The organism is Mesorhizobium sp. WSM4813 (assembly GCF_055811555.1).
In genome coordinates this window covers 1-26,469 of the sequence record NZ_JBVVQU010000035.1, presented here as the reverse complement: position 1 = coordinate 26,469, position 26,469 = coordinate 1, and the positions used below count along the sequence as shown (strand labels likewise).

The 26,469-nt window shown below is 61.3% G+C and carries 25 protein-coding genes and 2 pseudogenes; 5 read left to right on the top strand and 22 right to left on the bottom strand.

Features of this window, described 5'->3' with window-relative positions; all coding sequences use genetic code 11:
* Positions 1 to 31: 31 nt before the first annotated feature.
* The 6 genes from AC0L25_RS20310 to AC0L25_RS20285 form a co-directional block, all read right to left on the bottom strand.
* The gene (locus AC0L25_RS20310) at positions 32 to 976 is read right to left on the bottom strand and encodes a GlxA family transcriptional regulator (RefSeq protein ID WP_473597158.1); all 945 of its coding nucleotides are present in this window, start codon (positions 974 to 976) and stop codon (positions 32 to 34) included.
* A 10-nt stretch (positions 977 to 986) separates the two neighbouring features.
* Entirely contained in the window at positions 987 to 2,078 is a 1,092-nt protein-coding gene (locus tag AC0L25_RS20305; protein WP_473597157.1) for an ABC transporter ATP-binding protein, read from the bottom strand.
* A complete protein-coding gene (locus AC0L25_RS20300; protein WP_473597156.1) occupies positions 2,075 to 2,902 on the bottom strand; it encodes an ABC transporter permease in 828 nt (275 codons plus the stop codon). The genes AC0L25_RS20305 and AC0L25_RS20300 overlap by 4 nt, the downstream gene beginning before the upstream one ends.
* Complete coding sequence (locus AC0L25_RS20295; protein WP_473597155.1) at positions 2,899 to 3,744, bottom strand: ABC transporter permease; 846 nt, start codon at positions 3,742 to 3,744, stop codon at positions 2,899 to 2,901. The genes AC0L25_RS20300 and AC0L25_RS20295 overlap by 4 nt, the downstream gene beginning before the upstream one ends.
* Before the next feature lie 131 nt (positions 3,745 to 3,875).
* Positions 3,876 to 5,012 (bottom strand): extracellular solute-binding protein, encoded by a 1,137-nt coding sequence (locus tag AC0L25_RS20290; protein WP_473597154.1) that lies wholly within the window; start codon positions 5,010 to 5,012, stop codon positions 3,876 to 3,878.
* A 90-nt stretch (positions 5,013 to 5,102) separates the two neighbouring features.
* Entirely contained in the window at positions 5,103 to 6,017 is a 915-nt protein-coding gene (locus AC0L25_RS20285; protein WP_473597153.1) for a LysR substrate-binding domain-containing protein, read from the bottom strand.
* 99 nt (positions 6,018 to 6,116) lie between these two features.
* On the opposite strand from AC0L25_RS20285, the gene AC0L25_RS20280 reads away from it, so the two are divergent.
* Positions 6,117 to 6,896 (top strand): creatininase, encoded by a 780-nt coding sequence (locus tag AC0L25_RS20280; protein WP_473597152.1) that lies wholly within the window; start codon positions 6,117 to 6,119, stop codon positions 6,894 to 6,896.
* 452 nt (positions 6,897 to 7,348) lie between these two features.
* On the opposite strand, the gene AC0L25_RS20275 is transcribed toward AC0L25_RS20280, so the two are convergent.
* On the bottom strand, positions 7,349 to 8,563 hold the full coding sequence (locus AC0L25_RS20275; protein WP_473597151.1) for a M24 family metallopeptidase: 1,215 nt from the start codon (positions 8,561 to 8,563) through the stop codon (positions 7,349 to 7,351).
* Positions 8,564 to 8,816: 253 nt separating this feature from the next.
* Between AC0L25_RS20275 and AC0L25_RS20270 the strand changes: the two genes are divergently transcribed.
* Both AC0L25_RS20270 and AC0L25_RS20265 read left to right on the top strand, forming a co-directional pair.
* Positions 8,817 to 10,031 carry a M24 family metallopeptidase gene (locus AC0L25_RS20270; RefSeq protein ID WP_473597201.1) on the top strand — a complete coding sequence of 405 codons (1,215 nt, stop codon included), beginning with the start codon at positions 8,817 to 8,819 and terminating at the stop codon, positions 10,029 to 10,031.
* 99 nt (positions 10,032 to 10,130) lie between these two features.
* Complete coding sequence (locus AC0L25_RS20265; RefSeq protein WP_473597150.1) at positions 10,131 to 11,024, top strand: LysR substrate-binding domain-containing protein; 894 nt, start codon at positions 10,131 to 10,133, stop codon at positions 11,022 to 11,024.
* A gap of 42 nt (positions 11,025 to 11,066) precedes the next feature.
* On the opposite strand, the gene AC0L25_RS20260 is transcribed toward AC0L25_RS20265, so the two are convergent.
* The 7 genes from AC0L25_RS20260 to AC0L25_RS20230 form a co-directional block, all read right to left on the bottom strand.
* Positions 11,067 to 11,876, bottom strand: a complete 810-nt coding sequence (locus AC0L25_RS20260; RefSeq protein WP_473597149.1) for an ABC transporter permease — start codon at positions 11,874 to 11,876, stop codon at positions 11,067 to 11,069.
* Between the two features lie 4 nt (positions 11,877 to 11,880).
* A complete protein-coding gene (locus tag AC0L25_RS20255; protein WP_473597148.1) occupies positions 11,881 to 13,113 on the bottom strand; it encodes an ABC transporter permease in 1,233 nt (410 codons plus the stop codon).
* Positions 13,114 to 13,117: 4 nt separating this feature from the next.
* A complete protein-coding gene (locus AC0L25_RS20250; protein ID WP_473597147.1) occupies positions 13,118 to 14,239 on the bottom strand; it encodes an ABC transporter ATP-binding protein in 1,122 nt (373 codons plus the stop codon).
* 25 nt (positions 14,240 to 14,264) lie between these two features.
* Positions 14,265 to 15,317 (bottom strand): ABC transporter substrate-binding protein, encoded by a 1,053-nt coding sequence (locus AC0L25_RS20245; RefSeq protein WP_473597146.1) that lies wholly within the window; start codon positions 15,315 to 15,317, stop codon positions 14,265 to 14,267.
* 530 nt (positions 15,318 to 15,847) lie between these two features.
* Positions 15,848 to 16,852, bottom strand: a complete 1,005-nt coding sequence (locus AC0L25_RS20240) for an anion permease (protein WP_473597145.1) — start codon at positions 16,850 to 16,852, stop codon at positions 15,848 to 15,850.
* 4 nt (positions 16,853 to 16,856) lie between these two features.
* The gene (locus tag AC0L25_RS20235) at positions 16,857 to 17,501 is read right to left on the bottom strand and encodes a DUF47 domain-containing protein (RefSeq protein WP_473597144.1); all 645 of its coding nucleotides are present in this window, start codon (positions 17,499 to 17,501) and stop codon (positions 16,857 to 16,859) included.
* 17 nt (positions 17,502 to 17,518) lie between these two features.
* Positions 17,519 to 18,055 carry an NUDIX hydrolase gene (locus AC0L25_RS20230; protein ID WP_473597143.1) on the bottom strand — a complete coding sequence of 179 codons (537 nt, stop codon included), beginning with the start codon at positions 18,053 to 18,055 and terminating at the stop codon, positions 17,519 to 17,521.
* A gap of 198 nt (positions 18,056 to 18,253) precedes the next feature.
* Here AC0L25_RS20230 and AC0L25_RS20225 point away from each other — a divergent pair.
* A pseudogene (locus AC0L25_RS20225) lies at positions 18,254 to 18,698 on the top strand (SOS response-associated peptidase family protein); the annotation flags it as partial.
* A gap of 46 nt (positions 18,699 to 18,744) precedes the next feature.
* Here the strand turns inward: AC0L25_RS20225 and AC0L25_RS20220 are convergent.
* Together AC0L25_RS20220 and AC0L25_RS20215 are read right to left on the bottom strand one after the other, a co-directional pair.
* Positions 18,745 to 18,888: an ATP dependent DNA ligase gene (locus tag AC0L25_RS20220; RefSeq protein ID WP_473597142.1), complete on the bottom strand. Its 144-nt coding sequence runs from the start codon at positions 18,886 to 18,888 to the stop codon at positions 18,745 to 18,747.
* Positions 18,889 to 19,134: 246 nt separating this feature from the next.
* Complete coding sequence (locus AC0L25_RS20215) at positions 19,135 to 19,653, bottom strand: Ros/MucR family transcriptional regulator (RefSeq protein ID WP_473597141.1); 519 nt, start codon at positions 19,651 to 19,653, stop codon at positions 19,135 to 19,137.
* Between the two features lie 857 nt (positions 19,654 to 20,510).
* Here AC0L25_RS20215 and AC0L25_RS20210 point away from each other — a divergent pair.
* Positions 20,511 to 20,807 (top strand): PRC-barrel domain-containing protein, encoded by a 297-nt coding sequence (locus AC0L25_RS20210; RefSeq protein ID WP_473521550.1) that lies wholly within the window; start codon positions 20,511 to 20,513, stop codon positions 20,805 to 20,807.
* A 17-nt stretch (positions 20,808 to 20,824) separates the two neighbouring features.
* On the opposite strand, the gene AC0L25_RS20205 is transcribed toward AC0L25_RS20210, so the two are convergent.
* The 6 genes and pseudogenes from AC0L25_RS20205 to AC0L25_RS20180 form a co-directional block, all read right to left on the bottom strand.
* A complete protein-coding gene (locus AC0L25_RS20205; RefSeq protein ID WP_473597140.1) occupies positions 20,825 to 20,965 on the bottom strand; it encodes a hypothetical protein in 141 nt (46 codons plus the stop codon).
* A gap of 24 nt (positions 20,966 to 20,989) precedes the next feature.
* Positions 20,990 to 21,727 (bottom strand): phage terminase large subunit family protein, encoded by a 738-nt coding sequence (locus tag AC0L25_RS20200; RefSeq protein WP_473597139.1) that lies wholly within the window; start codon positions 21,725 to 21,727, stop codon positions 20,990 to 20,992.
* Positions 21,728 to 21,970: 243 nt separating this feature from the next.
* The gene (locus AC0L25_RS20195) at positions 21,971 to 23,017 is read right to left on the bottom strand and encodes a lipocalin-like domain-containing protein (RefSeq protein WP_473597138.1); all 1,047 of its coding nucleotides are present in this window, start codon (positions 23,015 to 23,017) and stop codon (positions 21,971 to 21,973) included.
* On the bottom strand, positions 23,007 to 25,406 hold the full coding sequence (locus AC0L25_RS20190; protein ID WP_473597137.1) for an FtsX-like permease family protein: 2,400 nt from the start codon (positions 25,404 to 25,406) through the stop codon (positions 23,007 to 23,009). The genes AC0L25_RS20195 and AC0L25_RS20190 overlap by 11 nt, the downstream gene beginning before the upstream one ends.
* The gene (locus tag AC0L25_RS20185; RefSeq protein WP_254021557.1) at positions 25,403 to 26,059 is read right to left on the bottom strand and encodes an ABC transporter ATP-binding protein; all 657 of its coding nucleotides are present in this window, start codon (positions 26,057 to 26,059) and stop codon (positions 25,403 to 25,405) included. Before AC0L25_RS20185 ends, AC0L25_RS20190 begins: the two co-directional genes overlap by 4 nt.
* Before the next feature lie 141 nt (positions 26,060 to 26,200).
* Positions 26,201 to 26,338, bottom strand: a pseudogene (locus tag AC0L25_RS20180) (aldo/keto reductase); the annotation flags it as partial.
* Between the last annotated feature and the right edge of the window lie 131 nt (positions 26,339 to 26,469).

The window sequence follows — 26,469 nt, the reverse complement described above, 5'->3', positions numbered from 1 at the left end:
GTAGGCCGGACATCGTTTCTCAGCACACGGCCTAGGCTCGTCGAAGCTCTGACGGCGCAACCCCCTTGTACTGACGATATACCCGGCTGAAATGACCGGCATTTGGAAACCCACACCTGTAAGCTATGTCGCCGATTTGGAGATCGCTCGTCTCCAAAAGCGTTCTTGCATACTGCAGACGTATCGCGAGATATGCCACCATAGGGCTGGTTTGCACCTCAGTCGCGAACAGCCGCTCCAGTTGGCGGCGCGAGATCCCAAGCTTGGCCGCCAAGCCTTCTACGGTGATTTTCTCCTGCAGATTGCTCTCCATCAGAAGCAAGGCGCGCCTTATGTGGCGGCTTCTGGCCTTGGGGAACAGCTCGCCGTTTGGCTGCACGTCCCGGCCTGTTCTGATTCTGTCGAGAACCAATATTTTTGCAGCCTTCTCGGCAGCTCTATTGTCCACGTGCTTCGACACAAAGTGGCTGGCAAGATCGGCTGCTCCAGCGCCGCCAGCGCAGGTGGCCCGGTTTCCGTCGATTGAAAACAACGTGTCCGCATGCGCTCGAACGTGCGGGAAAGAATTCCGAAATTCTTTGATGTGAAACCAGCTCACGCAGGCTCGATATTGGTCGAGCAGACCATGGTGCGCCAGTATGAAACTGCCGGTGCATAAAGCTGTGAGCGGGATGTTGCGCTGCGCCGCTCGTCGCAGGAAGGTCTCTTTTTCCGCACTGAGGCTCGGGGGCCCGTCGAGGAGCCCTCCGACGACAACGATATTGTCGTATTCCTGTGGATCGGTGATTTGCTTGGTGGGCAGTAATTCCACACCGCAACTCGAGCGGATCGGAAGGCCTTTCTCACCGAGAATTTGCCAGTCGAATCGACCCCGTCGGCTGCGGTCGCCATCATCGCCAGCAAGTCGCAGGGTGTCGACGAACAGCGACATTGGCGAAAGTGTAAAATTTCGGGCGAGCAGGAATCCGAACCGCAATGCCAGCCTCCTATTCTCCGGGCAGGATGTGGCTCGCTTCAGCGCGCCAAGAGACCCAGATCGTGGCACCGGGCGTCAGGTTCATCTGCTCCAACTCGTCGTGGCTCTTCTGCGCCTTGAGTTCCAGGCCGTCGTCGCCCTCCAGATGGATGACGGCGGTAGCGCCAACAAATTCCTCGCCGACCACTGAGGCGCGCATGGCGTTGCTGGTGCTCGGCTGGCTATTGCTCAGCTGCACGCGATCGCCCGACACAACGAAGGTCGCCTTGTCGCCCTTCGCCAACGCCTTGGTAGGGTTCGGTGCGACGTCAAACTGTCCGGCCGACGTGGCGATCCTGACAGAATTGCTGGTGATCTCAGACACCTTGCCGGCGAAGACATTCGAAGAGCCGAGGAATTCCGCGACGAAGCGCGTGCGTGGAGCGCGGTAGATTTCCTGCGGATTGCCGATCTGCTCGATACGGCCACGGCTCATGATAACGACGCGGTCGGCCATCGAGAAGGCCTCGGATTGGCTGTGTGTGACATAGACAAAGGTAATGCCGAGCTCCTTCTGCAGGTTCGACAGCACTGTCTGCATGCGCACCTTGAGATGCGCGTCGAGCGCCGACAGTGGCTCGTCGAGCAGCAGGATCTCCGGCTCTGTCACCAGCGAACGGGCAAGCGCCACGCGCTGGCGCTGCCCGCCGGAAAGATGCGCGACGTTGCGCTGGGCAAATTCAGTGATCTGCATGCGCTCCAACCACTTGTCGACACGCCGGCCACGCTCGATCTTGTCGATACCGCGCATTCGCAGGCTAAACTCGACATTCTCGCGCACGGTCAGGAAAGGAAATAGCGCGAGGCTTTGCCACACCATTGGCGTGTCGCGCCGCCAGGTCGGCAGGTCGTTGATGCGCTTGCCGGCCAAGCGGATTTCGCCCTCGGTCGGTGCCTCAAGACCGGCGAGCATCCTGAGCGTCGTCGTCTTGCCGCATCCGCTCGAGCCCATGATGGCCAGGAATTCGCCCTTGCGGATGTCGAGGTCCATAGGTTCGACGGCGACGAAGTTGCCAAACGTTTTGACCACGCCGTCAAAGACAACAAGTGCTTCTTCGGTCATGTCTTGGACTCCGCTTTGCCGCCGGTCTTGGCGGGATTGCGTTTCATGAGGAGGAGCTGGGCGAGAACTACCAGCGTCATCGAAGCGAGGAAGACGAACGTGCCGATGACGTTGATGCGCGGGCTGACCTGGCCTTGCAGGAAGCCGAGCACCTTGACCGGCAGCGTTTCGTGCAGGCCGGATACGAACCAGGCGACGGCAAATTCGTCGAACGACACCGCCATGGTGATGAACAAAGCGGCGAAAATCGCAGGCCGGCAGAAGGGGACGATGACATGCCGCATGGCCATCCATTCGGAAGCGCCGAGGTTCCAGGCCGCCGCTTCCAGTGAGGGGTCCATCTGCGACAGGCGCAGCCGGCAGATCGCCATGGCAAAGGGGGCGCACATCACCACATGGGCGATGATGACGGAGTGGATTTCACCCGACAGATGGACGTTCGACAGGAACGCCAGCATCGCGAGACCGAGGATGACCACCGGAATGGTCGGCGGCAGCAGCGCCAATGCCACATAAAGCGGCTTGCCGAAGAATTTGTAGCGGAAGTCCGTATAAGCCGCCCCAAAGCCGATCGCAGTGGCCAAAACCGAGACTGTGGCGCCGACGATCAAGGTGTTGCGCAGACCTTCCCAGACCAGCGGGTCGGCATAGACGGCCTCGTACCAGATGGTCGAGAAGCCACCAAGCGGCAGCGACGGGAAGCGGTCGACATTGAGCGAAAAGACGAAGCTTGCCGCGATTGGTGCAAAGATGAAGGCGAATGACAGGACGATGTAGAGCCTCAAGGCCCAGTCGACCAGCCGGCTGCGGTTCAAGTCGTTCATCGTCCGCGCTCCCTGTAGGCGTAGGTCACGACCGCGAACGCCACCGCAAGCAGGGTCGTGATCATGGTCAGGGCGATGACGGCAGCACGCGGCCATTGCTGGCCCGACTTGGTCGTATCAGTAATCAGGATCGAGAGCGTCGGCGGATCGCCACCGCCGAGATAAAGCGGGGTGACGAAATCGCCGAACGTCAGAATGAAGCAGAACAGGGCTGCGATCACCAGTCCGACCCTTGCCGCAGGCACGACGATCTCGAACACGGTGCGCAGCCGCCCGCAACGCAGATTGTGAGCAGCCTCGATCAGCGTTCTGTCGACGAAAACGAGGCTGAACAATTGCAAAAGCACCACCAGCGGAAAGCTCAAGGTCAGGTAACCGATCATCGTGCCGAAGGTCGTATTCAGCATGCCGAACGGGCCGAGGCCGACATAGGTAAAGAGCGCGTTGAAGATGCCGTTGTCGGACAAGAAGATTTGCCAGGAATAGACCCGCACGAGATAGGACGTGAAGAACGGGATGACCATCAGAAACACTGCCCAGCGCCGTGCCGTTTCCGATAGTTTGAAGGCAATCCCATAGGCGCAGGGGAAAGCCAGTGCGCTGGTGATGATTGCGGCGACTGTAGACAGCCACAGCGTGCGAAAATAGGCATCCCAGAAGACGCCGCGGCCGAGCATCCTCGTCCAGTTGTCCGGATTGAAATCCGGTTCCATGCGGAAGTTCTTGACCGTCCAGAAGCTGAGCGCGATCAGGAAGACAAGCGGCGCAAGGAAGAACAGCACCTGCCAGGCCAGCATCGGCAGTGAGAATGTCAGGCCATAGAGGGTGATCGATTTGCGCATGAGAGCGAGCTTTGCCGATTGAATATGGCTGATCTGATGGGGCGGTCACAACAGACCGCAAATGTGAAGGGCGGGCGCATTGGCCCGCCCCTCCTGCTTGACGAACTTATCCGAACCGCGGGTTCAGTATTCTAGGCGCCCTTGTAATCGGACCAGAAATCGTTCCAGTCCTCAAGGCTTTGCTGGACCGGAAGCTGCCGGTATTTGATGCGTCCGGCGCGGATCAGATCCATGGCGTTGCTCTCGTTGAGCAGCATGCCCTGACGCTTGGCTTCCGCCGGTGTTTCCTTGGCCAGCAATTCCCAGCCCTTCTTGTTGGGTATGAGACAGGGATAGGCGGCCATATTGGCCGACTTTACCTGGCCTTTTGCCGAGGTGATGTACTGAATCCATTTCTTGGCCAGGTCGGCCTTGGTGGAGCCCTTGCCGATGGAGAAGGACTCGGTGAACTGCAGGCCGCCCTCCTCTGGAATGGCGGTGCGGACTTTCGCCCCACCCTTCTCCAATGCGCCGGTGATCCAGTCGCCGATGCCGGCCATGGCCAACATCTGGCCATTTTGCAGTGAGGAGAACGTGCCGCCATAGTCGAAAAAGCCGCCGATCTGCGGGCGCAGGGTCTTCACTTTCTCCTGCAGCGCGCCCCAGGCATCGCTGTCGATGTCATAGGGCGTGGTGTTGCCGTTCAACAGGCTGATCTGGCCGAGATTGGGCAAGTGCCAGTCGAAATGACCCACCTTGCCTTTCAGCTTGTCGGCCCAATACACGTTGTAGGTCGAGGCTTCCTTTTCGGTAATCGCCTCGGTGTTGTAGGCGACCCCCAGGAAGCCGAAGCGGGTGATGACCGAATAGAGGTCTTTGCCCTGCCAGTGGCCGGGGAAATGCTGGAATTCGGGAAAGAAATCGTCAAACGGATAGTCAGCCGGATCGAGCTTCTCGATATAACCGGCAGCGTTTAGCTGCTGCACATATTCGGCGTCCGACAGAATGACGTCGAACGTGCCGGGAGGCGACTGCGAGATCAGGCCCAGCATGTTGTCGCCACCGGTATAGTATTTTGGCTTGAACTTGACGTTGTTGGCCGCCTCGAACTCCGCCACCACGTCGGGTTCGGCGTGGCCATACCAGGCGAGCATGTTGAGCTCTACAGGTTCGGCAAAGGCCAGCCGGCTCAGGTACGGCAGAGCGAGAGCGCCACCAGCGAGAACGCTTGCGCCCTTCAAAAGGTCGCGGCGCGTACGCACGCCGGATAAGGTCTTGCTTATTGTCATGGGGTTCCCCTTCGCGCTTTGGTTTCCGCTAAGGTAGAAGCTCCTATGTATTTGAAAAATTAATTCTTATAATAAATGCATTTGCAAACCTTATTGCCGATCGAGTTCGATGGGGCGGCGCACCGGGTCGCCGGATACGCCTGCTTCATCCAGCCGCGCGATGATGTGGTTGACCAGTCGGATGCCAGCGTCAGACAGGCGCGGGTGCTTGTAGAACAGCCCGACGCGGATTTCCGCGAGCGGCGGCAGGCCGTCGCTGTCGTCGAGCGCTCGCATGCCGGGCAGCATGGTGTACCGGGTCAGCGCGCTGACACCGAGCCCGTTGACGACCGCATTCTGCAAGCCGCCGATGCCGGAGCCCGTGTAAGCGACGCGCCAGCGGATTTGCGCCGCGTCGAGTGCCTGGATCATGCGCGCGCGGTATGCGCATCCTTCCGGGTGGGCTGCAAGCGCAATGCCCTTGGCGAGGTCGAGCTCGCTGGAGGCGGCTGCAGCCCAGATCGGCCGCTCGATCCAGGAGCGGGACAGATATTGGGCACGCTCATTGTTGACCATGGCCACCGCCAGGTCGAGTTCGTCGGCGCGAAGCCGATCGAGGATTTCGGCACTCCAGCCACAATGGATTTCCAGCGAAATGCCTTGGTGCTGGCGCGTATACTCGGTGATGACGCCCTGAAGGAATGAAACGGCATAGTCGTTGGGCAAGCCGACGCGTAGCACGCCGGCGATCTTCGAGCGGTTGAAATAGGAAGCTGCCTCGTCATTGAGACGCAGCATCTCGCGAGCATAGCTCAAGAGCATCTCGCCTTCGCCGGTCAACAGCAGCGTACGGCCGACTTGCTTGATGATTGGAGCACCGACCAGATCCTCCAGACGGCGAATCTGCAGCGAAATGGCCGGTTGGGTTCGGCCGAGCGCCTCGCCGGCCTTGGTATAGGCGCCGAGATCGATGACCGAGACGAATGTCCGCAACAGGTCGGTCTGGAAGTTGACGATGTTTCGCACGGATTTCCATTCCTTATGGAAGAATGACGATTATAAATTTTCCATATCGCATGAATTGAGCGAAATCATCAACCCAAACGTTCGAAAGCGGAGATGAAAATGCAAAATGATACGGTCTTTGCTGCCGAACTGACCTGGCCAGACTACGACGCCAAAGTGCGTGACGGTTCGGTGCCTGTCCTGATTCCGATCGGTTCGATGGAGCAGCATGGATGCCACATGCCGATGCATGTCGATGTGCTTTTGCCCACCGAGTTCTCACGCCGGGTTGCCGTCCAGACTGGCGCCCTCGTCGCGCCGCCCTTTACCTATGGCTACAAGTCGCATCAGAAATCGGGCGGCGGCAACCATCTGCCAGGGACCACCAGCCTCGACGGCGCGACTCTGGTTGCGGCACTGCGCGACGTCATCAAGGAATTCGCCCGCCACGGCGTGCGGCGGCTTTGCCTGATGAATGGCCATTTCGAGAATTCATGGTTCATCGTCGAGGGTATCGATCTTGCGTTGCGCGAATTGCGCTGGGGCGGCATCGACGACATGAAGATCGTGGTGCTGTCTTATTGGGACTTCGTCGACAAGGCGACGATCGCACGGCTTTATCCGAACGGCTTCACCGGTTGGGATCTGGAACACGGCGGTGTGCTGGAGACCTCGTTGATGTTGGCGCTGTACCCGGACCTTGTCCATCTCGAGCGCGCCGTTGACCATCCCCCTGCCAGTTTCCCGCCCTATGACGTCTATCCGCCCAAGCCGGAGTGGACGCCAAAGAGCGGCACACTGTCTTCGCCCAAGGAAGCGTCGCGGGAAAAGGGAGAGATCCTCCTGGATGTCTGCGTCGCCGGCATCGTAGAGGCACTTAACACAGAGTTCCCGCGCTGAGGTTCTTGCCGGCCCGCAAGACGAGTTTCCGGATGCCCGACTTTGTATGGCCGAGACAGGCAATCGCACCGCAAAGCCAAGGCTGCGGCAACTCCAGCAATCGATGGTGTGGGAACCGTCTGTGGCCACCCCAGTCTCCATCTGGAAAGATCGACTGGGGTCGAGGACGCCGCGACTGCTACGTAGCTTGTCGCTTCGTTAGCCCTCCAAGGGCGGGCTCCGCGGCACGTCGGCCGGCCTGTGGCAGGCATCATCTTTATTTAGTGGCGCGAGCACTGGTTGCGTGGAGGAAGCCGCCTTGCCTTGCAGGGCTGTGACCAAAAATGTTCGCCTGAGAAAGGCAATCATCTCACAGGCCAGGCCATAGATCGGTGCTGTCGCACAAGGGTCGGGCCGGACACGCCGGCTCGACCACTCCCGATGCCAATCATGGGGGATGTAGTGCATCCTGGTCAGTTCCGGATGATGTTGTGTTCCGGCCCGAAGGGAAAACCGGTGATGTTTTCGGCGCCGTGGTCCTTGACGATCAGGATGTCATGCTCGCGGTAGCCGCCCGCACCTGGCGTGCCTTCTGGCAGCATAACCATCGGCTCCATCGACACCACCATGCCGGGCTCCAGCACTGTTTCGATGTCCTCACGCAACTCGACGCCAGCCTCGCGGCCATAATAGTGGCAGAGCACACCGAAGGAGTGGCCATATCCGAAGGAGCGGTATTTAAGGAGATCCCACTCGCGGTACATTTCGTTGAGCTCGGTTGCGATGTCCTTGCAACGGACGCCAGGCTTGATCAACTCGAGGCCGCGGCGATGCACGGCGACATTCTTCTGCCAGACGCCCAGGCTGGCATCGTCGGCGTAGTCGCAGAACAGCGTCCGTTCGAGTGCGGTGTAATAACCGAAGATCATCGGAAAGGTGTTGAGCGACAGGATGTCGCCGGCCCGCATGACGCGGTTCGTGACCGGATTATGTGCGCCATCGGTGTTGATGCCCGATTGGAACCAGGTCCAGGTGTCCATCAGTTCGACGAAGGGGTGCGATTTCGCGATTTCGCGAACCATCGCATTGGTGGTGGCGATCGCCACCTCGTGCTCCGGAACGCCGGCCTTCACCGCCGCCACGCAGGCCGCGCCGCCGACGTCGCAGACGCGCGCGCCCTCGCGGATCACCGTCTGCTCTTCCATCGACTTGATCGAGCGCATCCACATCGAGGGCTGAGCAATATCGACGAATTCGACACCTGGCAGCGCTTCTTCGAGCTGACGGCGGAAGTCGAGGTTGACATGGTCGAACTCGATGCCGACGCGCTTGGCGCCCGCCGTCAACTGGCGCACGGCGCGGTAGTAGTTGTCGCGACGCCAGTCTGTGTAGGTAATGTTGTCGCCGAAGCTGCGGCGATAGGGCTGGCCGCCATCGATGCCGGCCGAAATGGTCGTGGCGTTGTCGTGGTCGATGACCATGCCGTATTTGCGGCCGAAGTAGCAGTAGAGCCAGCCGGAATAGTAGTTGATGCAATGGTAGGAAGTGAATAGGGCCGCGTCCACATTGTTGTCGGCCATCCAGCGCCGAACGTCTGCCTGCCGGCGATTCATCTCAGCGTCCGAGAAGGGCGAATACTCCTTTTCGCCATTGTGCCACGCCATCACATGCAACATGTCGTCGGTCATCTGGGAGCTTCCTGCAATATTGATGCAAGGAAGCTACTATCAGCGAGAGCATCAAGGACAATTTAATCACCTGATGCCTGCATTAAGAGAAGTTATGGAAATCGCTGGGCGCGGGGCTCTGACCTCGATTAGGAATACTAATCCCCCGATATTGACTTCTAATTTCCAGCGGCTGGACCGTATTCTTATAGTCCGCTTCCAACTGAAACCCGATTTGGATGCGGAGGAAAGAATGAACGTCTACGCCAAGGGCATGCCTAACGAATTGCTGCGTTTGCAGGAGATGCACAATGGCGAGAAGGCTGTCGCCACCTTCAGTGCCGCCGAGATGACGCGCCGTCAGGATGGGCTGCGCAGCATTCTGGCCGAGCTGAAGCTCGACGCGGCGGTGCTGACCTCCTACCACAATATCTGCTATTTCTCGGACTTTATGTTCTGCTATTTCGGCCGCCGCTATGCCTTCGTGGTCACCCCGGCGAAGGCAGTGTCGGTCTCGGCCGGCATCGATGCCGGCCAGCCATGGCGCCGTACCTTCGGCGACAACATCACCTACACCGACTGGCAGAGTGACAACTATTTCTATGCCTTGCAGCAGACGCTGCCCAGCGTGAAGCGTATCGGCATCGAGTTCGATCACGTCAATCTCGAGTTCAGAAAGCTCCTGCAGGAGGCCTTCCCGGACGTCCAGTTCGTCGATGTCGGTGCGCCGACCATGTGGCTGCGCACGATCAAATCGGCCGAGGAGATCGTCCTGATCAAGGAAGGCGCGCGCACCGCCGATATCGGCGGCGACGCCATTCGCAATGCAATTCGCGAGAACGTTCCCGAGTATGAAGTCGCGCTGGCCGGCACACAATCCATGGTACGGCATATCGCCAAGACCTTTCCGCATGCCGAACTGATGGACACCTGGGTCTGGTTCCAGTCGGGCATCAACACCGACGGCGCACACAACCCGGTCACCTCGCGCAAGGTTCAGAAGGGCGACATCCTGTCGCTCAACTGCTTCCCGATGATTTCGGGCTACTACACAGCGCTTGAGCGCACGCTGTTCCTCGACCATGCCAGCGACGAACACTTGCGGATCTGGGAGATCAACTGCGATGTCCACCGTCGTGGGTTGGAACTCCTGAGGCCCGGAGCACGCTGCGGCGATGTGGCGACGGAGTTGAACGAAATCTACCGCAGCCACAATCTGCTCGGCTATCGTTCGTTCGGCTACGGCCACTCCTTTGGCGTGCTGTCGCACTATTATGGCCGCGAAGCCGGCGTCGAACTGCGCGAAGACATCAATACGGTGCTGCAACCGAGCATGGTTGTCTCCATGGAACCGATGCTGACCATCCCGGAGGGGCTGCCTGGTGCTGGCGGCTACCGTGAGCACGACATTCTTGTCATGACCGAGGACGGCGCCGAAAACATCACCAAGTTCCCGTTTGGTCCGGAGCATAACTTCGTCAAGGCATAACCGCCGACGGTCTCCAATCCTGGCGGGCCTTCCTGGAAAGGAAGGCTCGCTTGCGTTTGTTTGGAGCGGCGTGATCTAATCGGCAAGGTGGAGCTAACCATGCGCAGCATCCCGACCGACCTTCTCCGCGCCTTCGTCACCGTCATCGACCTGCGCGGCTATACGCGGGCCGGAGAAAAGCTCGGCCGCACGCAGCCGGCGATCAGCCTGCAGATGAAGCGGCTTCAAGAGTTGCTTGGCGTCTCGCTCTTCGCCAAGGAAGGCGGCGCACAGATCACCGAACAGGGTGAACTCGTCGCCGGCTACGCTCGCCAGATCCTTGCGCTCAACGACGACATGATGCTCAAGCTCTCAAAGCGCGACAACAAGGGCCGGCTACGACTCGGCATCCCTAACGACTACGCCGATCATTTCCTGCCTAAGCTGATGGCAAGCCTGGCGCGCGACGGCGGCGAACTTACCTTCGACGTCGTCTGCGACCTATCGCACAATTTGCTGCAGGGCCTGCGCAATGGTCTCTTCGACATTGTCGTGGCGATGACGCCCGACGGGCCTTCCGAAGGCGCGTTCATGACCTGGAAAGAGACGCTGGCCTGGGTCTCCGGAGCCCAGTCCCCGGATCTGCCGGAGGAAGTCGCAAGACAGGGGGAACTGCGCATCGTCTGTTACCCCGAGGGGTGCCTTTACCGCCGCAACATGCTGACCGCGCTGCAGCGCGACGGCCGCAATTTCGAAATCGTCTACACAAGCCCTAGCCTCTCGGGCCTGGAGGCGGCGGTAGGCGCCGACTTCGGCGTTACGGTGCTGGCGCGCCGCATCATTCCGACGAAGCTGCGGATCATCGAACCGTCGAGCCATCTGCCCCGGCTCGCCGATGTCGTCGTCGGCATCTATGTCAGTCCCGACCGCAGGCGGTCCTCCGTGGCGCAGAGCTTTGCCGCCCGATTCGCCGATATGTTCGTCGCTGGCGAAGGCACCGCCAAGATCAGCTGAGGACGGCGAATTCCAGCCCAAAGAAAGCGGGCGGCCGGTCGGCTACTTCACCCTGCGTCGGGTCAGCAGCGCCAGCATCGCGAACAGGATGATCGACAGCGCAAGCAGCAGCGTCGCAGCGGCCATGATGGTCGGATTGATCTGGTCGCGGATGCCGGAAAACATCTGCACTGGAAGAGTGCGCTGCTCGGCCGCCGTCATGAACAGCGCGACGACCACCTCGTCGAACGAGGTGGCGAAGGCGAAGATCGCGCCGGAAATGACCCCCGGCATGATGTTCGGCAGCGTGACGCGAAAGAACGCCGCCGACGGCGGCGCGCCGAGGCTCAATGCCGCCCGGGTCAGATTTGTGTCGTAAGTGGACAGCGTCGCCGTCACGGTGATGACAACGAAAGGCGTCGCCAGCGCGGTGTGCGCCAGGACGAGGCCGGTACGCGTGTTCGTCAGGCCGAACTGACCGAAGAAAAGATAGCTGCCGACAGCCACGATAACGATCGGCACGATCATCGGCGAAATCAGCAATGCCATGATCAGCCGCCGCGCCGGGAAATCCGGACGCGAGATGCCGAGTGCCGCCAGCGTCCCGAGCGTGGTGGCCAGCATCGTGGTCATCACCGCCGCGACGGCGCTGTTGAAGATGGCGTTCATCCAGCGCGCATTGCCGAAGAAGTCTGCATACCAGCGCAGGGAATACTCCCGCACGGGCAAGGTGAAGAACGGGTCCTTTGAGAAGGATAACGGCACGATGATGAACAGTGGCGCAATCAGGAAGAAGAGCACCGCAACGGCGAACGCCACCACCAGCGTGCGCATCATCCGTTCAGAGGGAGTCGCATAGGAAGGCAGCCACATGGCGTCACCCGAGCTTGATCTTGTCGGCGCCAACGAGGCGCAGGAACAACATGTAGATGGCAAGTGTCACGACCAGCAGGACCACACCAAGACCGGCGGCCAGGCCCCAGTTGAGATCGCGGTTGATGTAGGTCGAGATGAAGTTGGAGACCATCTGGTCGCGCGGCCCGCCAACCAGTGCCGGCGTGATGTAGTAGCCGAGCGACAGGATGAAGGTCATGAGGCACCCGGCAACGACGCCAGGCAGCGTCTGCGGCGCATAAATCCGCCAGAAGGCGGAGGATGGCGGAGCCCCGAGCGAGCGAGCCGCCCTGAGCTGCGTGGTCGGGATCGAACGCATCACGCTGTAAATCGGTAGGATGGTGAAGGGCAACTGGATATGCGTCATCGCGATGACTGTGCCGACGCGCGTAAAGATGAGCTGAAGTCTCTCGCCTGTCAGATGCAAGACCATCAGCGCGTCGTTGATGATGCCGTCGGACTGCAGCAGCACCACCCATGCAGTTGTGCGAACGAGCAGCGACGTCCACAGCGGCAGAAGCACCATCAGCATCATGATGCCGGCAATCGCCTTGGGCGCGATGGTCAACACATAAGCGACCGGATAGCCTAGGATAAGGGTAAACAGCGTCACCAACCCGGCTACGAAAAGCGTCCGCCCCAACACGTCGAGGAAGATCGCCTGGTCGCCCTGGACGAGCTCGACCGATCCGTTAGCGGCTTGCTTGAGGTCGAGCGCGGTCAGCAGATAGTAAGGTGTGAAAAAGGCACCGTTGCGCTTGATGATCGCCCAGGTCTCCGGCGAGCCCCAATCTTGGTTTAACGCGAGGAACTTCTCCTTGTACGGACCCGTATCCAGTTTCTCGACCAACCGTGCTGCCGCCAGCACGCGGCTGCGCATGCCGGAAATCTGGTAGTTGAGACGCTTGCCTAGCAAGGCAGCCGTGCTGTTGTCCTTGGCGACCTTGAGGTCGGCGGTGAGCGCGGCGTAGACAGGTTCGTCCGGTGTCGAAGCGCCATCCCAGCTTTCGAGAGCCCCCAACGTGCGCGGCAGCACCTCTCGTGTCTCCGGATTGCCTACCGCCGTGACCAGCAGGTAAAGGATTGGAGCGACGAAGGCGACCACCAGGAAGACGATCAGCGGCAGGGCTAAAGAAAGCGCGGCACGCCGGGCGGGTCTCTCGGCCCGACGTACGGCCATGAAGACGTTGACGCTGTCTATTTCCGCTACGGTCATGGCGTCACATCTCCAGCAGACGGCATTCGGAAATGCCGCATTCGAGGACGGCATCCTCACCCAACGCGAAATGTCGCGCCTGCCGCGCCGGGATGCGCGCTGTTACGAAATGGCCACCAAACATCTCGACCGAGAGACGGATATGGTCACCGAGAAAGAAGACGTCGCGGGCCTTGCCCGAGAAGCGGTTGAAATCGGGGCGAACAGCCTCGCCGGCCAGCGAAATATTCTCGGGCCGCACCGATATGCTCATGTCCGCGCCTGTGCCAGACACATTGGCGCTGGCGGCCTTCAACGTCGTGCCGTCGGGCATGCGAACGATGGCCACGCCTCCTTCTCGCCCGAGCAAGGTGCATGGCATCGTGTTGTTCTCGCCGATGAAGGAGGCAACGAAGCGATTGGACGGCTCGTCGTACAGCGTTTTCGGATCCGCAAGCTGCTGGATACGGCCGTCGTGGAAGACAGCGATGCGGTCCGACATGGTCAACGCTTCCGACTGGTCGTGGGTAACGTAGACCATGGTGATGCCGAGCGAGGTCTGGAGTTGCTTGATTTCGATCTGCATGCGTTCGCGCAATTGCTTGTCAAGCGCCCCGAGGGGCTCGTCCATCAACACCAGCGAGGGCTCGAACACCAAAGCGCGAGCCAAAGCGACACGCTGCTGCTGCCCGCCGGAAAGCTGCGCCGGACGACGATCGCCGAGCGCTTCGAGACTGACGCGGCCAAGCGCCTGACGTACCTTTTCCTTCGCGGTCGCGCCGATGATGCCACGATAGCGCAGCGGAAATGCAACATTCTCCGCCACTGTCATGTGTGGAAACAGCGCATAGTTCTGGAATACAAAGCCGATGTTGCGCTTCTCCGGCGGCAACCGCTCGACAGGCTTGCCGTCGAGCAGGATATGGCCGAGCGTGGGCTGCTCGAAACCGCCCAGCATCATCAGCGTCGTGGTTTTGCCGGAGCCGGACGGCCCCAGCATCGTCAGGAACTCGCCGCGGAAGACGGCGAGGTCGAGGTTCTTCACGACGAAGTTGATGCCGTCGTAGGATTTCTTTACGTCCGCGAACCGAACGAGGGCATCGACTGGTTTGTCCGCCGCAAGTGACATTCGTTGCGAAAAGTTCATCGATGCTCTCCTCCGCAAGTCCTCACTACTGCGCGAGCCAGGTCGTGAACCGCTTGCGTATTTCGTCCCCGCTGTCAGCCCAGAAGCCATTGTCGAGTGTTAGCGAAACCGTCAGATTCTGCGGGCTGGTCGGTAGATTCTTGGCATCCTCCGGCGCCACGGACTCGGCCGCCGATTTCCTCACCGGGCCGTAAGGAATGTATTTGGTGATGCCCGCGAGCACCTTGGGCTCGACCGCGTATTTGATGAAGGCGAGCGATCCGTTGGCATTCTTGGCACCCTTGGGGATTACCCAGTAATTTGAATCGAGGATCTGGTTGTCCCAGACGATGCGAAAATCCTTGCCTTCCTTGTTGGCATTGTAGATGCGGCCGTTCCACGCGGTCGTCATCGTCACCTCGCCCGAAGCGAGCAACTGCGGCGCCTGGGCGCCAGCTTCCCACCACACAATGCTGTCCTTGATCGTGTCGAGCTTGGCGAAGGCCCGATCCACGCCCGCCGGTGTCGACAGCATTTCGTAGACCTGGTCAGGCGCTACGCCATCGGCAAGCAATGCGAATTCCAGGTTGGTTGCCGGGTTCTTCCAGAGGCCGCGCTTTCCCGGAAGCTTCTTGGTGTCGAACAAGTCCTTGATCGCCTTAGGCCCGTCCGGCAGCTTAGTGCCGTCATAGGCAAGGATCGTCGCATAGACGATCGTGCCGACGCCGCATTCCGAGGTCGTGCCCTTGATCCAGTCGTCCTCTGGTCCGATTTTCGACCAGTCGATCTTTTCGAAAATGCCCTCGTCGCATCCTTGCAGCAGCGTCGGCGCATCGACGTCGACGACATCAACGGTGGTATTGCCAGATTCGATCATCGCCTTGATCTTGGCGATTTCGCCACCGTACTCCTGCTCGTCAATCTTGGCCCCAGTCTTGGCGGTGTAGGTTTCGAACACGGCCTTGCGCTGCGCTTCCTGGTAAGCGCCACCGAAACTCATGACCGAAAGCGTGTCTTGCGCCCGCGCTGCATTCGAACAAAGCGCTGTAAGCGCCAACAGCGACAAACCCAGCACGCGACGTATTAAGCGATATCTCATTTCCGCCACTCCCATTGGTTGGAAACTCGGCGCCGACTTCCTCTGAGCGAGCCTTGGCCGATGCAAAACGCTAGTTTGGTGGAAGCACTACGGCAAATAAGTACATCGCATGGGTCCATGAGGAACCGTTATCGCGACAAGGCGTCTCAGACCTTGCGCGAAGCGTTTGGCAGCCATCGCACCAATAGCCGCGTTCGCAGCACTGGACGGCCAGCGTCGGTGCCGGCGACGACGTCCTGTGCGGCCTGATTGAGGCACCGTTTGCCTCGAGCGGCCGTTTCGTAGAGTCGAGCGCTCCGACGTTGGCCTTCTCACGGCAGCCTCGCCAAAGGACCAATCAACCACAAGCTCGCCACGTCGCTGGTGCGACTGGCCCCGCCGGAGCAGCCCGTGGCGACTGCATCGCCCAAGAACAGACGGTCGGTCGCCGTGCGCCAGGAGGCCTCGCTCAGGTCGGCCTGCAAGTCTCAACCAATCGCTCAACTGTCGCGTCAATCTCGCGATCGTCAGTCAAACTTCCGGGCTCCGCATTAACTGAAGAGTGCCACGATTCCATAACAGCAAGCAGCAATCAGCGCCGTAGAGGGCATGGTGATGACCCAGGCGATCACGATCGAGCCGGCTATGCCCCAGCGGACGGCAGAGATGCGCCGTGCCGCGCCGACGCCGACGATCGCGCCGGTGATGGTGTGCGTGGTGGAGACCGGGATGCCGAGCCAGGTCGCGCCGAACAGCGTGATCGCGCCGCCGGTCTCGGCGCAGAAACCCTGCATCGGATTGAGCCGAGTGATCTTCGAGCCCATCGTGTGGACGATACGCCAGCCGCCAAACAGCGTGCCTAGCGCCAGCATTGCCTGGCAGGTGATCACCACCCAGAAGGGCACGTAGAACTCGCCGCCGAGCATGCCCTGCGAGTAGAGCAGCACCGCGATGATGCCCATCGTCTTTTGCGCATCATTGCCGCCATGGCCGAGCGAATAGAGCGACGCCGACACGAATTGCAGGGTGCGGAAGGTATTGTCGACCGCGAACGGCGTCTGGCGCACGAAAATCCAGGAGACGGTGAGTATCAGCACCAGAGCCAGCACGAAGCCGGTGAGCGGCGACAGCACGATGGCCGCGACCGTCTTCAGCAGCCCCGACCAGACGATGGCGACGCTTCCCGCCTTGGCGACAGCCCCGCCGACCAGCCCGCCGATCAGCGCATGCGAGCTCGACGAGGGTATGCCGTAGTGCCAGGTAATGATGTTCCAGGCGATTGCGCCGACGAGCGCCGCGAACACGACCTGCGGCGTCACGATGTCGGCGCTGACGATGCCCCTGCCGATGGTCTCGGCGACGTGGAGACCGAAGAACATGAAGGCTATAAAATTGAAGAAGGCAGCCCAGAAGACCGCATATTGCGGGCGCAGCACACGCGTCGAGACGATGGTGGCGATGGAGTTCGCAGCGTCATGCAGGCCGTTCAGGAAATCGAAGAACAGAGCGACGCCGATAAGGCCGACGAGAAGCGGAAAGGCGAGAGTGGGGTCCATCCGCTCAAACGTTCTCGATCAGGATGCCGCTGATCTCGTTGGCGACGTCTTCGAAGCGGTCGACCACCTTTTCCAGCTGGCCATAGAGCTCGCTGCCGACGATCCACGCCATGGCGTCGGTCCTGCCGTGCCTCTGGAACAGTTCCTTCAGGCCAGCGTCGTGCAGCCCGTCGGCGCGCTCCTCGACCTTGGTGATCTCCTCGGCAAGGGCGCCGAGCCGTGTGACGTTGGCACCGACTTTTTCCAAGAGCGAAATCGCCTCGGCGGTCAGATGCGCGGCCTCGACGATGACGGCGCCCATCTCGCGCATACGCGGCTCGAAGCTCGTTTGCTCGAACAGCCTCACCATCTTGACCACCTTGTGCATCATGTCGATGGGGTCATCCATCGACTGGATCAGGTCCTTGATGTCGCCACGATCAAAAGGGGTGATGAAGCTCTTGCGCACGGCGAGCAGCACTTCGCGGGTGACCACGTCGGCCTGGTCCTCAAGCTCGACGATCTCACGGCAATGGTGCTCGACGTTCTCGCCGCCATCGAGCAGCTTCTGCAGCGCCTCGGCGCCGGCGACCAGGATGCGGGAATGGCGCTCGAAGAGGTCGAAGAACTTGTCCTCGCGGGGCAACAGCGCACGAAACCAGTTGAGCATGTTTTATCCTGTAGCGTTCAGAAATGAGCCAATTCAGGCGCTATAGATTCCAGTAGGGCAGCCAACTCAGGTTCATCGACCAGGAGTGCTGCTTGATCCGGCTTGAGCCAGGCCCGTCTTCGATACTTCTGCTCCTTCCATTCGTCCAGCTCCTGCTGCACGTGAAGCGGGTATACTTCAACGGTTACCGGGACAAACGTGTCCTTCAATCGTTTCCAATAATGGAAGCTGCCAACGGATTGCTCATGCAAAGTGCCCACTACTCCGGCTTCCTCACCCGCCTCTTGAGCTGCAGCCTCGCGGTCTGGTCGACCCTTCATCGGCCACCCCTTGGGCAAGATGAAGCGGCCCGTTTGCCGAGACGTTAGCAGCAAGATTTCAGTGTCTCCGTCTGCAGCGCGGCGATAAGGCAAAGCGGCAACCTGTGCGATGGGCTTACCACGGCGCGCTCGCTTTCCCAGCTTCCTTTTCTTCAAACGCCCGGCCATCCATTTTCGCTGAGACCTTAGCTCGTATTGTCGGTAGCTGGCTAAATTTTTTTGTGTATAGCGCACGCGGACTTGCCCACTTGCTTGCTGATCGCGTGTCAGGCTTGCTGGGATGGAATAACGAAACTAGGCCAGAAAAGATGATCCGGGCATGAACGATTTCTGGCAATTTCCCTCAGCGGGCTCCCTGGGCCAATCGAAAACCTTCGCGCTAGAACATAACAGGAACACGACCGCGCTGCAATGCGGTCGGACGGAGGACCGATGTGCAACGACTATCGATTGATGGTGGATGTCGCTTCGATCGTGGAGGACTTTGCCGACCTCAAGATCAAGATCCGTTTCGGCGAAGGCGCGCCGAACATCGAGGCGCGCGAAGACATCAAGATCACGGACATGGCGCCGATCATCAGGACGATCGAGGGCGTGCTCGGCGAGGGCGACTTGGTGCAACGGCGTTGGAGCTGGCCGGACCGAACAAAGACCCGTCTATAATTTCCGTTCAGAGGGCCGGGAGTTCTCGTCGAACCGGTGCCTCATCGTGGCGGACGGCTTCTACGAGTTCACTGATCCGGAAGACCCCAAGAAGAAGCGCAAGGACAAGTGGCTCTTCACAAAGAAGGAGGAGCCGATCTTCTGCATCGCCGGCATCTGGCGTGAAACGCCTGAGATCGGCGAGGCATTCACCATGCTGACGATGGAGCCAGGACGTGGAGCAAGTCGGATGAAATGAAGCGATCGGCGACCGATGCCGATCAGGGATGGGGCACGGAACGCACCACCTGCCGGCCCGGCTTGTCCTGCCGCTCACCTCGATACGAGACCTGACGCAGGAGATTGTCTTCCGTCCAGGTGAGATAGGCGACCTCGACCGCCATTTCAGGCCTGACCCAATGCACGCGCGACAGCTCAAGCGGCGAGCCCGGCTCTCACGTGGCGGTGGGGCCTCGAGGGGGCATTCGAGCTGCCTGAAGTGGTTCAAGCCCCGGCCAGCCAATCGCTTGACGCTCTGCAACCGTGATGCCCGTGCCGGCGCGCCCGCGTACATCAGACGACCATCATCGGTGTAGTAGCCCTCAGCATAGCGTTCTGCGCACGACGGGGGCCGCTATATTCAGGTTCGCCACCGCTATCAGGTTCAGCCGCTACGCTTTTACGGGTGCCTTGCGCGCCTTCTTCACCGGCGACTTGATTGCTGCTGCCGCCGTCCGAGCAGCCCGTTTTGGTTTTGCTGCCGGTGCCGATGCCGGCACCGCGGCCTTGCGCCCGAGTCCAATTGCTTTCGCCATCGCAGAGCGCGCGGCCGCGTAGCTCGGCGCCACCATTGGATAGTCGGCCGATAGATTCCACTTTTGCCGGTATTCGTCAGGGTTCAGATTGTAGTTAACTCCGATATGGCGCTTCAGGGATTTGAACTTTTTTCCGTCTTCCAGGCAGATGATGTAATCCGCTGTGACCGACTTCCTGATCGAGACTGCCGGTTCCTGCTTGAGCACAGGTTTCGTTGCCGGCGTGCCGATCCCGTGCAGAGCGGCATGGATGTCGCCGATTAGCTTCGGCAACTCGACGACCGGCAGTGGATTGTTCGACACATAGGCGGCAACAATGTCGGCGGCAATCGACACGATATCCGTTTGGCCATCGTGTTCGGGAGAATTGGTCATCGAATATTCCTTGTCTTATCGGATTCACTAACCTACCGGATTCACTAAAGAAGTGTGATTTACCCGCTCCGCCAAGCAAATAATCCGTTTCCTTTCAACAATCCACATCCCCTCGCGAATATTATTATAAGGACGATCGTTCTGATCGGCCGCGGATAAACGCTGTAGCCGCGCATTCAGGGTGGTTAGCTCGGCCACCAAGTTTGGTCGCGGTCGCTCACCACGCCGGATGCGACAGCCGCGCTAGCGGCGGCCCTCAAGGTGAGTCCCATAAGATAGCCCTATCAAAGGAACGCGACGGCTTCTCCGATCGCTGGCGGCTTTTAATCGAGCGACCCGTCATGCCAACACCTCGATCCGGAGCGCAAAGTCCTTTCGGTGTGGTTCGTCGCCAGCGGCAAACGCCACGAATTTGAGGAGGACGTGCCGCCGGAGACCTTCGTTCAAAGCCGCCTTTGCCAAGGGCCGCTATTTCAACGAGCACATCCGCAACCACTTCCGATACCCGTCTAGTTTCGGCCGGCAACGATCCGGGATGACGGCAAGCTTCGACGGCAGGAAGTCGTTCCAACTGAGTTGGGTAGACGTGCGCCGCCGGGTGCGTAATGTTTCTGCGCACCGGGCACACCGCCCGCCTAATCCTTCATGACCAACTCGACGCGTCATCTAGGAGCGGCACGCCATAGTAGCTGCTCGACGCCTTGTCTCGCTCCGTCCCCATGCGAGAGACGAGATTGGTCAGGCTGTCGCGAAAACAGCGCAATGACGTTCGCCGCGGCCTATCCTTTGAATGATCGTTCGGAACGGTTGGCCCTGCCGGGGGTTACCTCAGACCATATGAGAGGAGAACCCCACAGATGGATCACACCAATCACGTACGGCTTACGAAGGCTGAACTGCGCGCGGACTTGCTAGAAGGGGCGACCATCTACGGTCGCGATGATGAGGAAATCAGTTCCGTAGACCACGTCCATGGAACCGGAGACCAGGCCCAGGTCGTCTTCGATGTTGGCGGGTTCCTCGGCATTGGCTCAAAGCGCGTCGCGCTATATGCGAGCCAGCTCGATTTCATGCGGGACGAAGACGGCACCGTGCATGCCATCACGCAAATGACCACGGACCAGTTGAAGCAGTTGCCCGAGCACATTGACTGACGTCAGCAGCCTAACCGTCAGACATTGTCGAGCGTGAAGGTCGACCCCAGCGCCAGTTCGTTCAGAGCATCGGCGAAGGCATCGACCTGGTCGTCAAACTGCCCATTCGGAAACGAGCAGACCTCGTCGAGGAATGTCTCGTTCCACCGGCCTCGCAAGAGCTTTGCGTTGCCGGCTTCCGCTTAGGCCGATGCCGGTTTCGCCCGCGTGGCCTTGTCGCCGGTGACGGTCTCGACTTTTACGGCGTAGCCTGCCAGCAGCTTTGTCTTGGTCGCTGCATCCGCCAGGCCAGCCGATCCGGGGTCCTGCGGCGTTCTTATGGTGACTTCCAAACCGTCGTGCCTCGCGATGTTCTTCAGCTTGGTCTCGACCTCGCCAGGAGACCAGCGGCCGCGCTCGACGTCCTCAATGTAAAGGATGCCGGCATAGTGAGCCATCTTGAGCCCGACGGTCCAGTCCGGCTGTTTGCCTGGCTTTTCCTTCGACGCCGCGAAGTCCCACGCCCTGCAGCGGGCGTGCGCCGGCGGGAACCGCGTCAACGACTTCGAAGTCGCTGCGCTGGAACATGCCGCCCGACGCGGCGCTGGCCTCTGCTGGTACTGACCGGCATAGGCATATGACCCCATGTCGCGCTTGAGCTTGGCAACGGCATCCGCCGGGAACCTGGCAGGATCCAGCAACTCGCCATCATGCTTGGGAGGATCCTTAAACCCGATCTCGGTCTCGCAGGCCCGCTCGGGCTCGAACTCCATCGGCAGCATGAGACGGACGTAATCCATCCCGATCTGCGGCCAGCTCTGCTGGCCGGGGTGGCCATCGTCGAGCGTGCCGGACCGGAGATGCTCCGAATGTTGCGTGGTCACATGACGGGTGACAACAAGGTCCGATTCACTGACGCTGCCGAGAACATGATAGCCCAAGCCCGCAGGTCGAGAGTCTCGTCTAAAATGCAGTTAATTTGAGAATCAGATCACCTGGATTCTTACAATTAAATGCCAAGGCTCAACCAAATCGCCGCATTCTTACAATTAAACTGCCAAGCGACAACAATAGCCAATGCTGGGTGATCCGATATATCGCATCGCTAACTATCGCTGCCGCGACTTGGTATCCCGGGAGTTGTCCATGACGATCTGACGCGCAGGCACAGCCGGGGTCCACGGTCATCGCCGCTGGTAGCCCGTCATCTCGAGATAGCCCTTGCCAGGGTGTGCGCCGGCCACCCGCACCGGACCTTCCCAATAGGGTATGCTGAGACCCATCCAGGCCTGAGAGTTGAGCGCGACGACGGTGACGTCGAGCGCACGGTCGGGTAAGACGAGACGCCAGCGCGTAGGAATTTCGCGTCCCTCCACCCAGCTCGTCTCCAGCGGGGTCGCAACGAGCTTGCCGTCGCCGTAGGGCGTCACGGCACCGTCCGCCGCGATCCAGGTGGCGGAAGTGAAGCCGCTGTCAGCGGCATCGCGCAGGCGGAAACCCATCAGCTTCTCGCCTGTGTCAAAGGAAAGCGAGAACCAATCCCAACCGTTTTGGTCGTCCGCCAGCGGCTGCGACGACCATTCGCGATCGAGCCACGCGGTGCCGCGCACCTGGATCTCACCTTCCGGCAGAATAATCTTTCCCTCAACTGAGAAAAAGGGCTGGGAATAGTAGTAGCTCGCCTGCCCTTTCGCCGATTTGACCGAGTAACCGCCGGCGCCGTGGAAGACGAGCGGGCCTTCGGCATGCATCGCGATGTCGTAGGCGAAGTCATTGCCGGTCGCGCTGAGCCGAAGTCGGTCCAGGCTGTCGCCCCCCATCTGCCACGCGTCGATCCAGGCCGCGAAGGGCTTGGCAATCACACCCGCCTGGCCGATGCCGCCGCGCGCGAAACGCTCCGTGAAGAGGTGGGTCGCGGCGCTGGTCACAGCGGCATGGCCGAACCACACCTGCGGGCTCTCCCATCCCTCGGCCTCGCCCGGCGCGAGCGCCGAGCGGAACAGCGTCCATTGCAGGCCGTAGTCCGCGCCGTCGGGCCCGGTGAGGTTCGCGGTCAGATACCACCACTCGATCCGGTAGTCCGGATGGGCTCCATGATCCTGCGGGAACTCGAACCGCTTGCCCGGTTCCGGAACGGCGAAGCCTTCGGCGTCTGTGCCGAGCCCGGCAAAGCCCTGGGCGAAGGCATTGCCGACACCCAGCAGCAGGAAAATGAGCGGCCTAGCGTTCATTGGCGAATATCCTCAGGAGCCCGGTCGGCTCCATGCGCGACAGCCGCCACGCTGGCCAGAGCGCGGCGAGCAGCGCGGCGGCGAGCGCGAAGAGCATCAGGCGGATGTATTCGACTGGAAACAGGTACATCGGCAGGCGCCAGCCGAACGCCTCGACATTGACAATGGCAAGCAAGACCCAGGCGAGCGCCAGGCCCAGCGGCAAGGCCAACACGGCCGTGATCGCGGCAACCAGGACGGTACGCAGGATTTCTAGCCCGGCAAGCCGGCGCTGGGTGGTCCCCATCGCCCATACGGGCGCCATCTGCGGCAGTCGCATCGCCGCCAGCGTGAGCAGGCTCATCAGGATTGCAAACGCGGCAACCGCCAGCGTCAGCACGTTCAGCGCATCAGTTACGGAGAAGGTGCGCTCGAACACCGACAGCGAGAACGCCTTGATCGCCGCCTGGTCGATGATGCGCGCGGGTGGAACGTCGAACGCCTCCGTGAGCGCCCGGCGCAGGCCCTGAGGATTGCCGGTGCGAACGCCATAGCGGCTCGGCTCGATGGCCGGGAACGTCTGGCGAAACAGCGCCTCGCCGACGATGGCTTGGCCGATGGGATTTCCGTAATCGCCGACGACGCCCGCGACCGGCAGCGACAGCCCGGGGCCGAGCGCCAGCGTGTGGCCGACGTGCAACGCGGCGCGGCGCGAGAGCTGCTCGTTGATTACGACCGCCCTGCCCGCTTCGATCTCGTCCCAGACGGCGGGGATTGCGTCGAGGAAGCGCCAGTTTTCGCGGTAGGTGTAGCCGACACGCACCCCGAAAATCTCCGCCGGCAGGCCGGCGAGCGTCGCTTCGACCGACATGATCGGCAGCACGGCGTCAGCGTGCGCCTCGAGAAAACGTTCCAGAGCCGCCCGGTCCGCGACCGCGTCCGCATCGACGTACAGTTCGGCTGACAGGCGCTGGTCGAGGAAGCCGACAAAGGTCAGGCGGAAGCTCGAGACCATGGTGGAAACGCCGACATTCGCAGCCATGGCTAGCAGCAGGGCCATCAGTGCAAGCCCGAGGCCGGGCAGTTGCTGACGCGTATCGGCCCAGAACCATTGCGCCATGGCGCGAACGGCTTGTGCTTCGCCAAGACGAAGGATTGCCGCCAGGCAAGGCGGCAGTGCAAGTGCTGCGCCGAGCAGTAGACAGGCAAGCAGCGCGAAGCCGGCGGCCAGCCCGCCCCCAGTGACGGCCAGCACGCCCGCCGCCGCGAGCAGCACGACCGCGGCTGCAGCCTGGAGCGTTCGCGTCCGTCCCGAGCCCAGCGCCCAGGCGCGGCCGCCGGCGCTCGCAACGACTGGCATCCGCGCCAGCCGCCACAACGCGCTCGCGGCGGCGAGCAATGCGCCGCCGAGTGCCATGGCGATTCCCGAAAGCCACCATGCCGGGCGGATCTGCAGCGTGCCTGCAACGTCGGCGCCATAGAGGCCCCGTATCGTCGCGGCCACGTCCGGCAGCAGGAGCGCTGCGATGAGATAGCCGAGCGCGATGCCGAGCGCGCCGGCAAGCGTCGCCAGGACGACAAGCTCGGCGATCATCAGGACGACCAGGCGGCGGAGCGGCACGCCGAGGGCGCGCAGGGTGCGGATCACGCCACGCCGCTGCTCGAAAGCAAGGCCGATCGCACCGTGGACGATGAAGATGCCTACCGCGAAGCTGAGGAAGCCAAACGCCGTGAGGTTGAGATGGAAGCTGTCGGTGAGCCGGCCGACATCGGTCGCACCGCCCGCACGCTGGAGTACGAGGTCCGGTGCGATATCCGCCAGCGGCTGTTGCCGCAAGGGCTGCTCCGGCAGGACGATCAGGCGGCTGATGCGCCCGGCGCGGCCAAGCAACTTCTGGACGACGCCGATATCGGCGAGCACGCTGCCCGGCGCGACCGCCTGATCGACCAGAACCGGGTTGGGCATGTTCGCCTCAAGGAGAGCGGCCATTTCCGGGCCGGCGACCAGCGTTTCCGCGCGCAAGAAGCGGTTGAGGTCGGTGCGGGCCAGTGCTTCGCTTGCAGCGGAACTTGGCGGCGCGGTCAGCGGATCGACGCCGACCAGCCTCACGGCGGTGCCGCCGACGCGCAGCCTTCCCTCCACCACCGGACTGACCAGCCAGCCGGCACGGCGCAACGCGACGAAAAGCGCCTGGGGCATGGAATCCCCCTCGCGCGGCATCAGCTGGTGGAACCGGCCTTCGGCCAGCGTAGCGGCAGCTGCATCATAGCTCGCGCGTGCCTCGGCGTTGATCGCCTGCACGCCTGACCAGAGGGCCGTCGCCAGCGCGAGGCCGAGCACCAGCGTCAGCAATTGAAGCCGGTTGCGTCGCCAGTGCGAAGCCAGTGCCTCGAGGACAGCGCCGGTCATGCAAGGCGGCCCTGGCTGAGATGCGCCCGGCGCCCGAGACGTGCTGCAAGACGCGGGGAGTGGGTGACCATCAGGAGCGCTGCGCCGGTCTCCGCCACGAGCGCGAGGAATTGCTCCATCACCCCGTCCGCCGTCGCCTCGTCGAGGTTGCCGGTCGGCTCATCCGCGAGGATCAGCTTCGGCCGCGCCGCGAGCGCGCGGGCGATCGCCACGCGCTGCTGCTGGCCGCCGGACAACTGCTCGGGGTATTTCCGCAGTTGCGGCTCCAGGCCCAGTGCGTGGGCCAGTCGTGAAAGCTCCTGCGGTTCCGGCGTGCCGATCAGACGTGCCTGAAAGGCGATGTTGGCGGCGACGTCCAGGGAGGGGATGAGATTGAACTGCTGGAAGATGATGCCCACCGTGCTTCGCCTGAGCCGGGCGCGACCACTGTCGTCGAGCGCGGTGACCTCCTGCCCATCAAGCCCGACGCGCCCGCCGTCGGCAGCGTCCAGTCCTGCCACGAGGTGGAGCAGCGTGCTCTTGCCCGAACCGGATTCGCCGGTCAGCGCCAGCGTCTCGCCGGCGTCGAGCGAGAGTGTCACGCCCCGCAGGACCGGCACCGGGCCTTCCGGGCCGGGATAGGATTTCAGCAGGTCTTCGATCGAAAGCAGCATGCACCACAGCTACAGTCTGTGGCGAAAAGGAAAAGCGCTGCAGTTGATAATTCCCCAGAGGAAGCGCTGCTGCCCTGCAAGACCGCAGCTGGTTTCAAGCGGGAGGTCGACAATTGTCGCGTAGAACCAACCACCAGGCTGCACCGGGTCGTCGCCAACCTTGAAAGTGATCCAGGTGCCAAGCCCGACCGCCGAAATCGCCTCGCCGGTGGAAGGGATGGTGCGCGTCAGCGGGGCGGGCGTCGCGGCGAGCGTCTTTCCCGGCCAGGCGAGGGCCATCGGGGAGCCTGCGGCCACCTAGGGCACAGCGCTTCACCTCGCAGATCTTAGGGTGAACAGCCCCGCTCCGCAGATCAAAACTGCGCCGAGAACGGTGGTGATCTTCGGCACCTCGTCGAAAAACAGCAGCC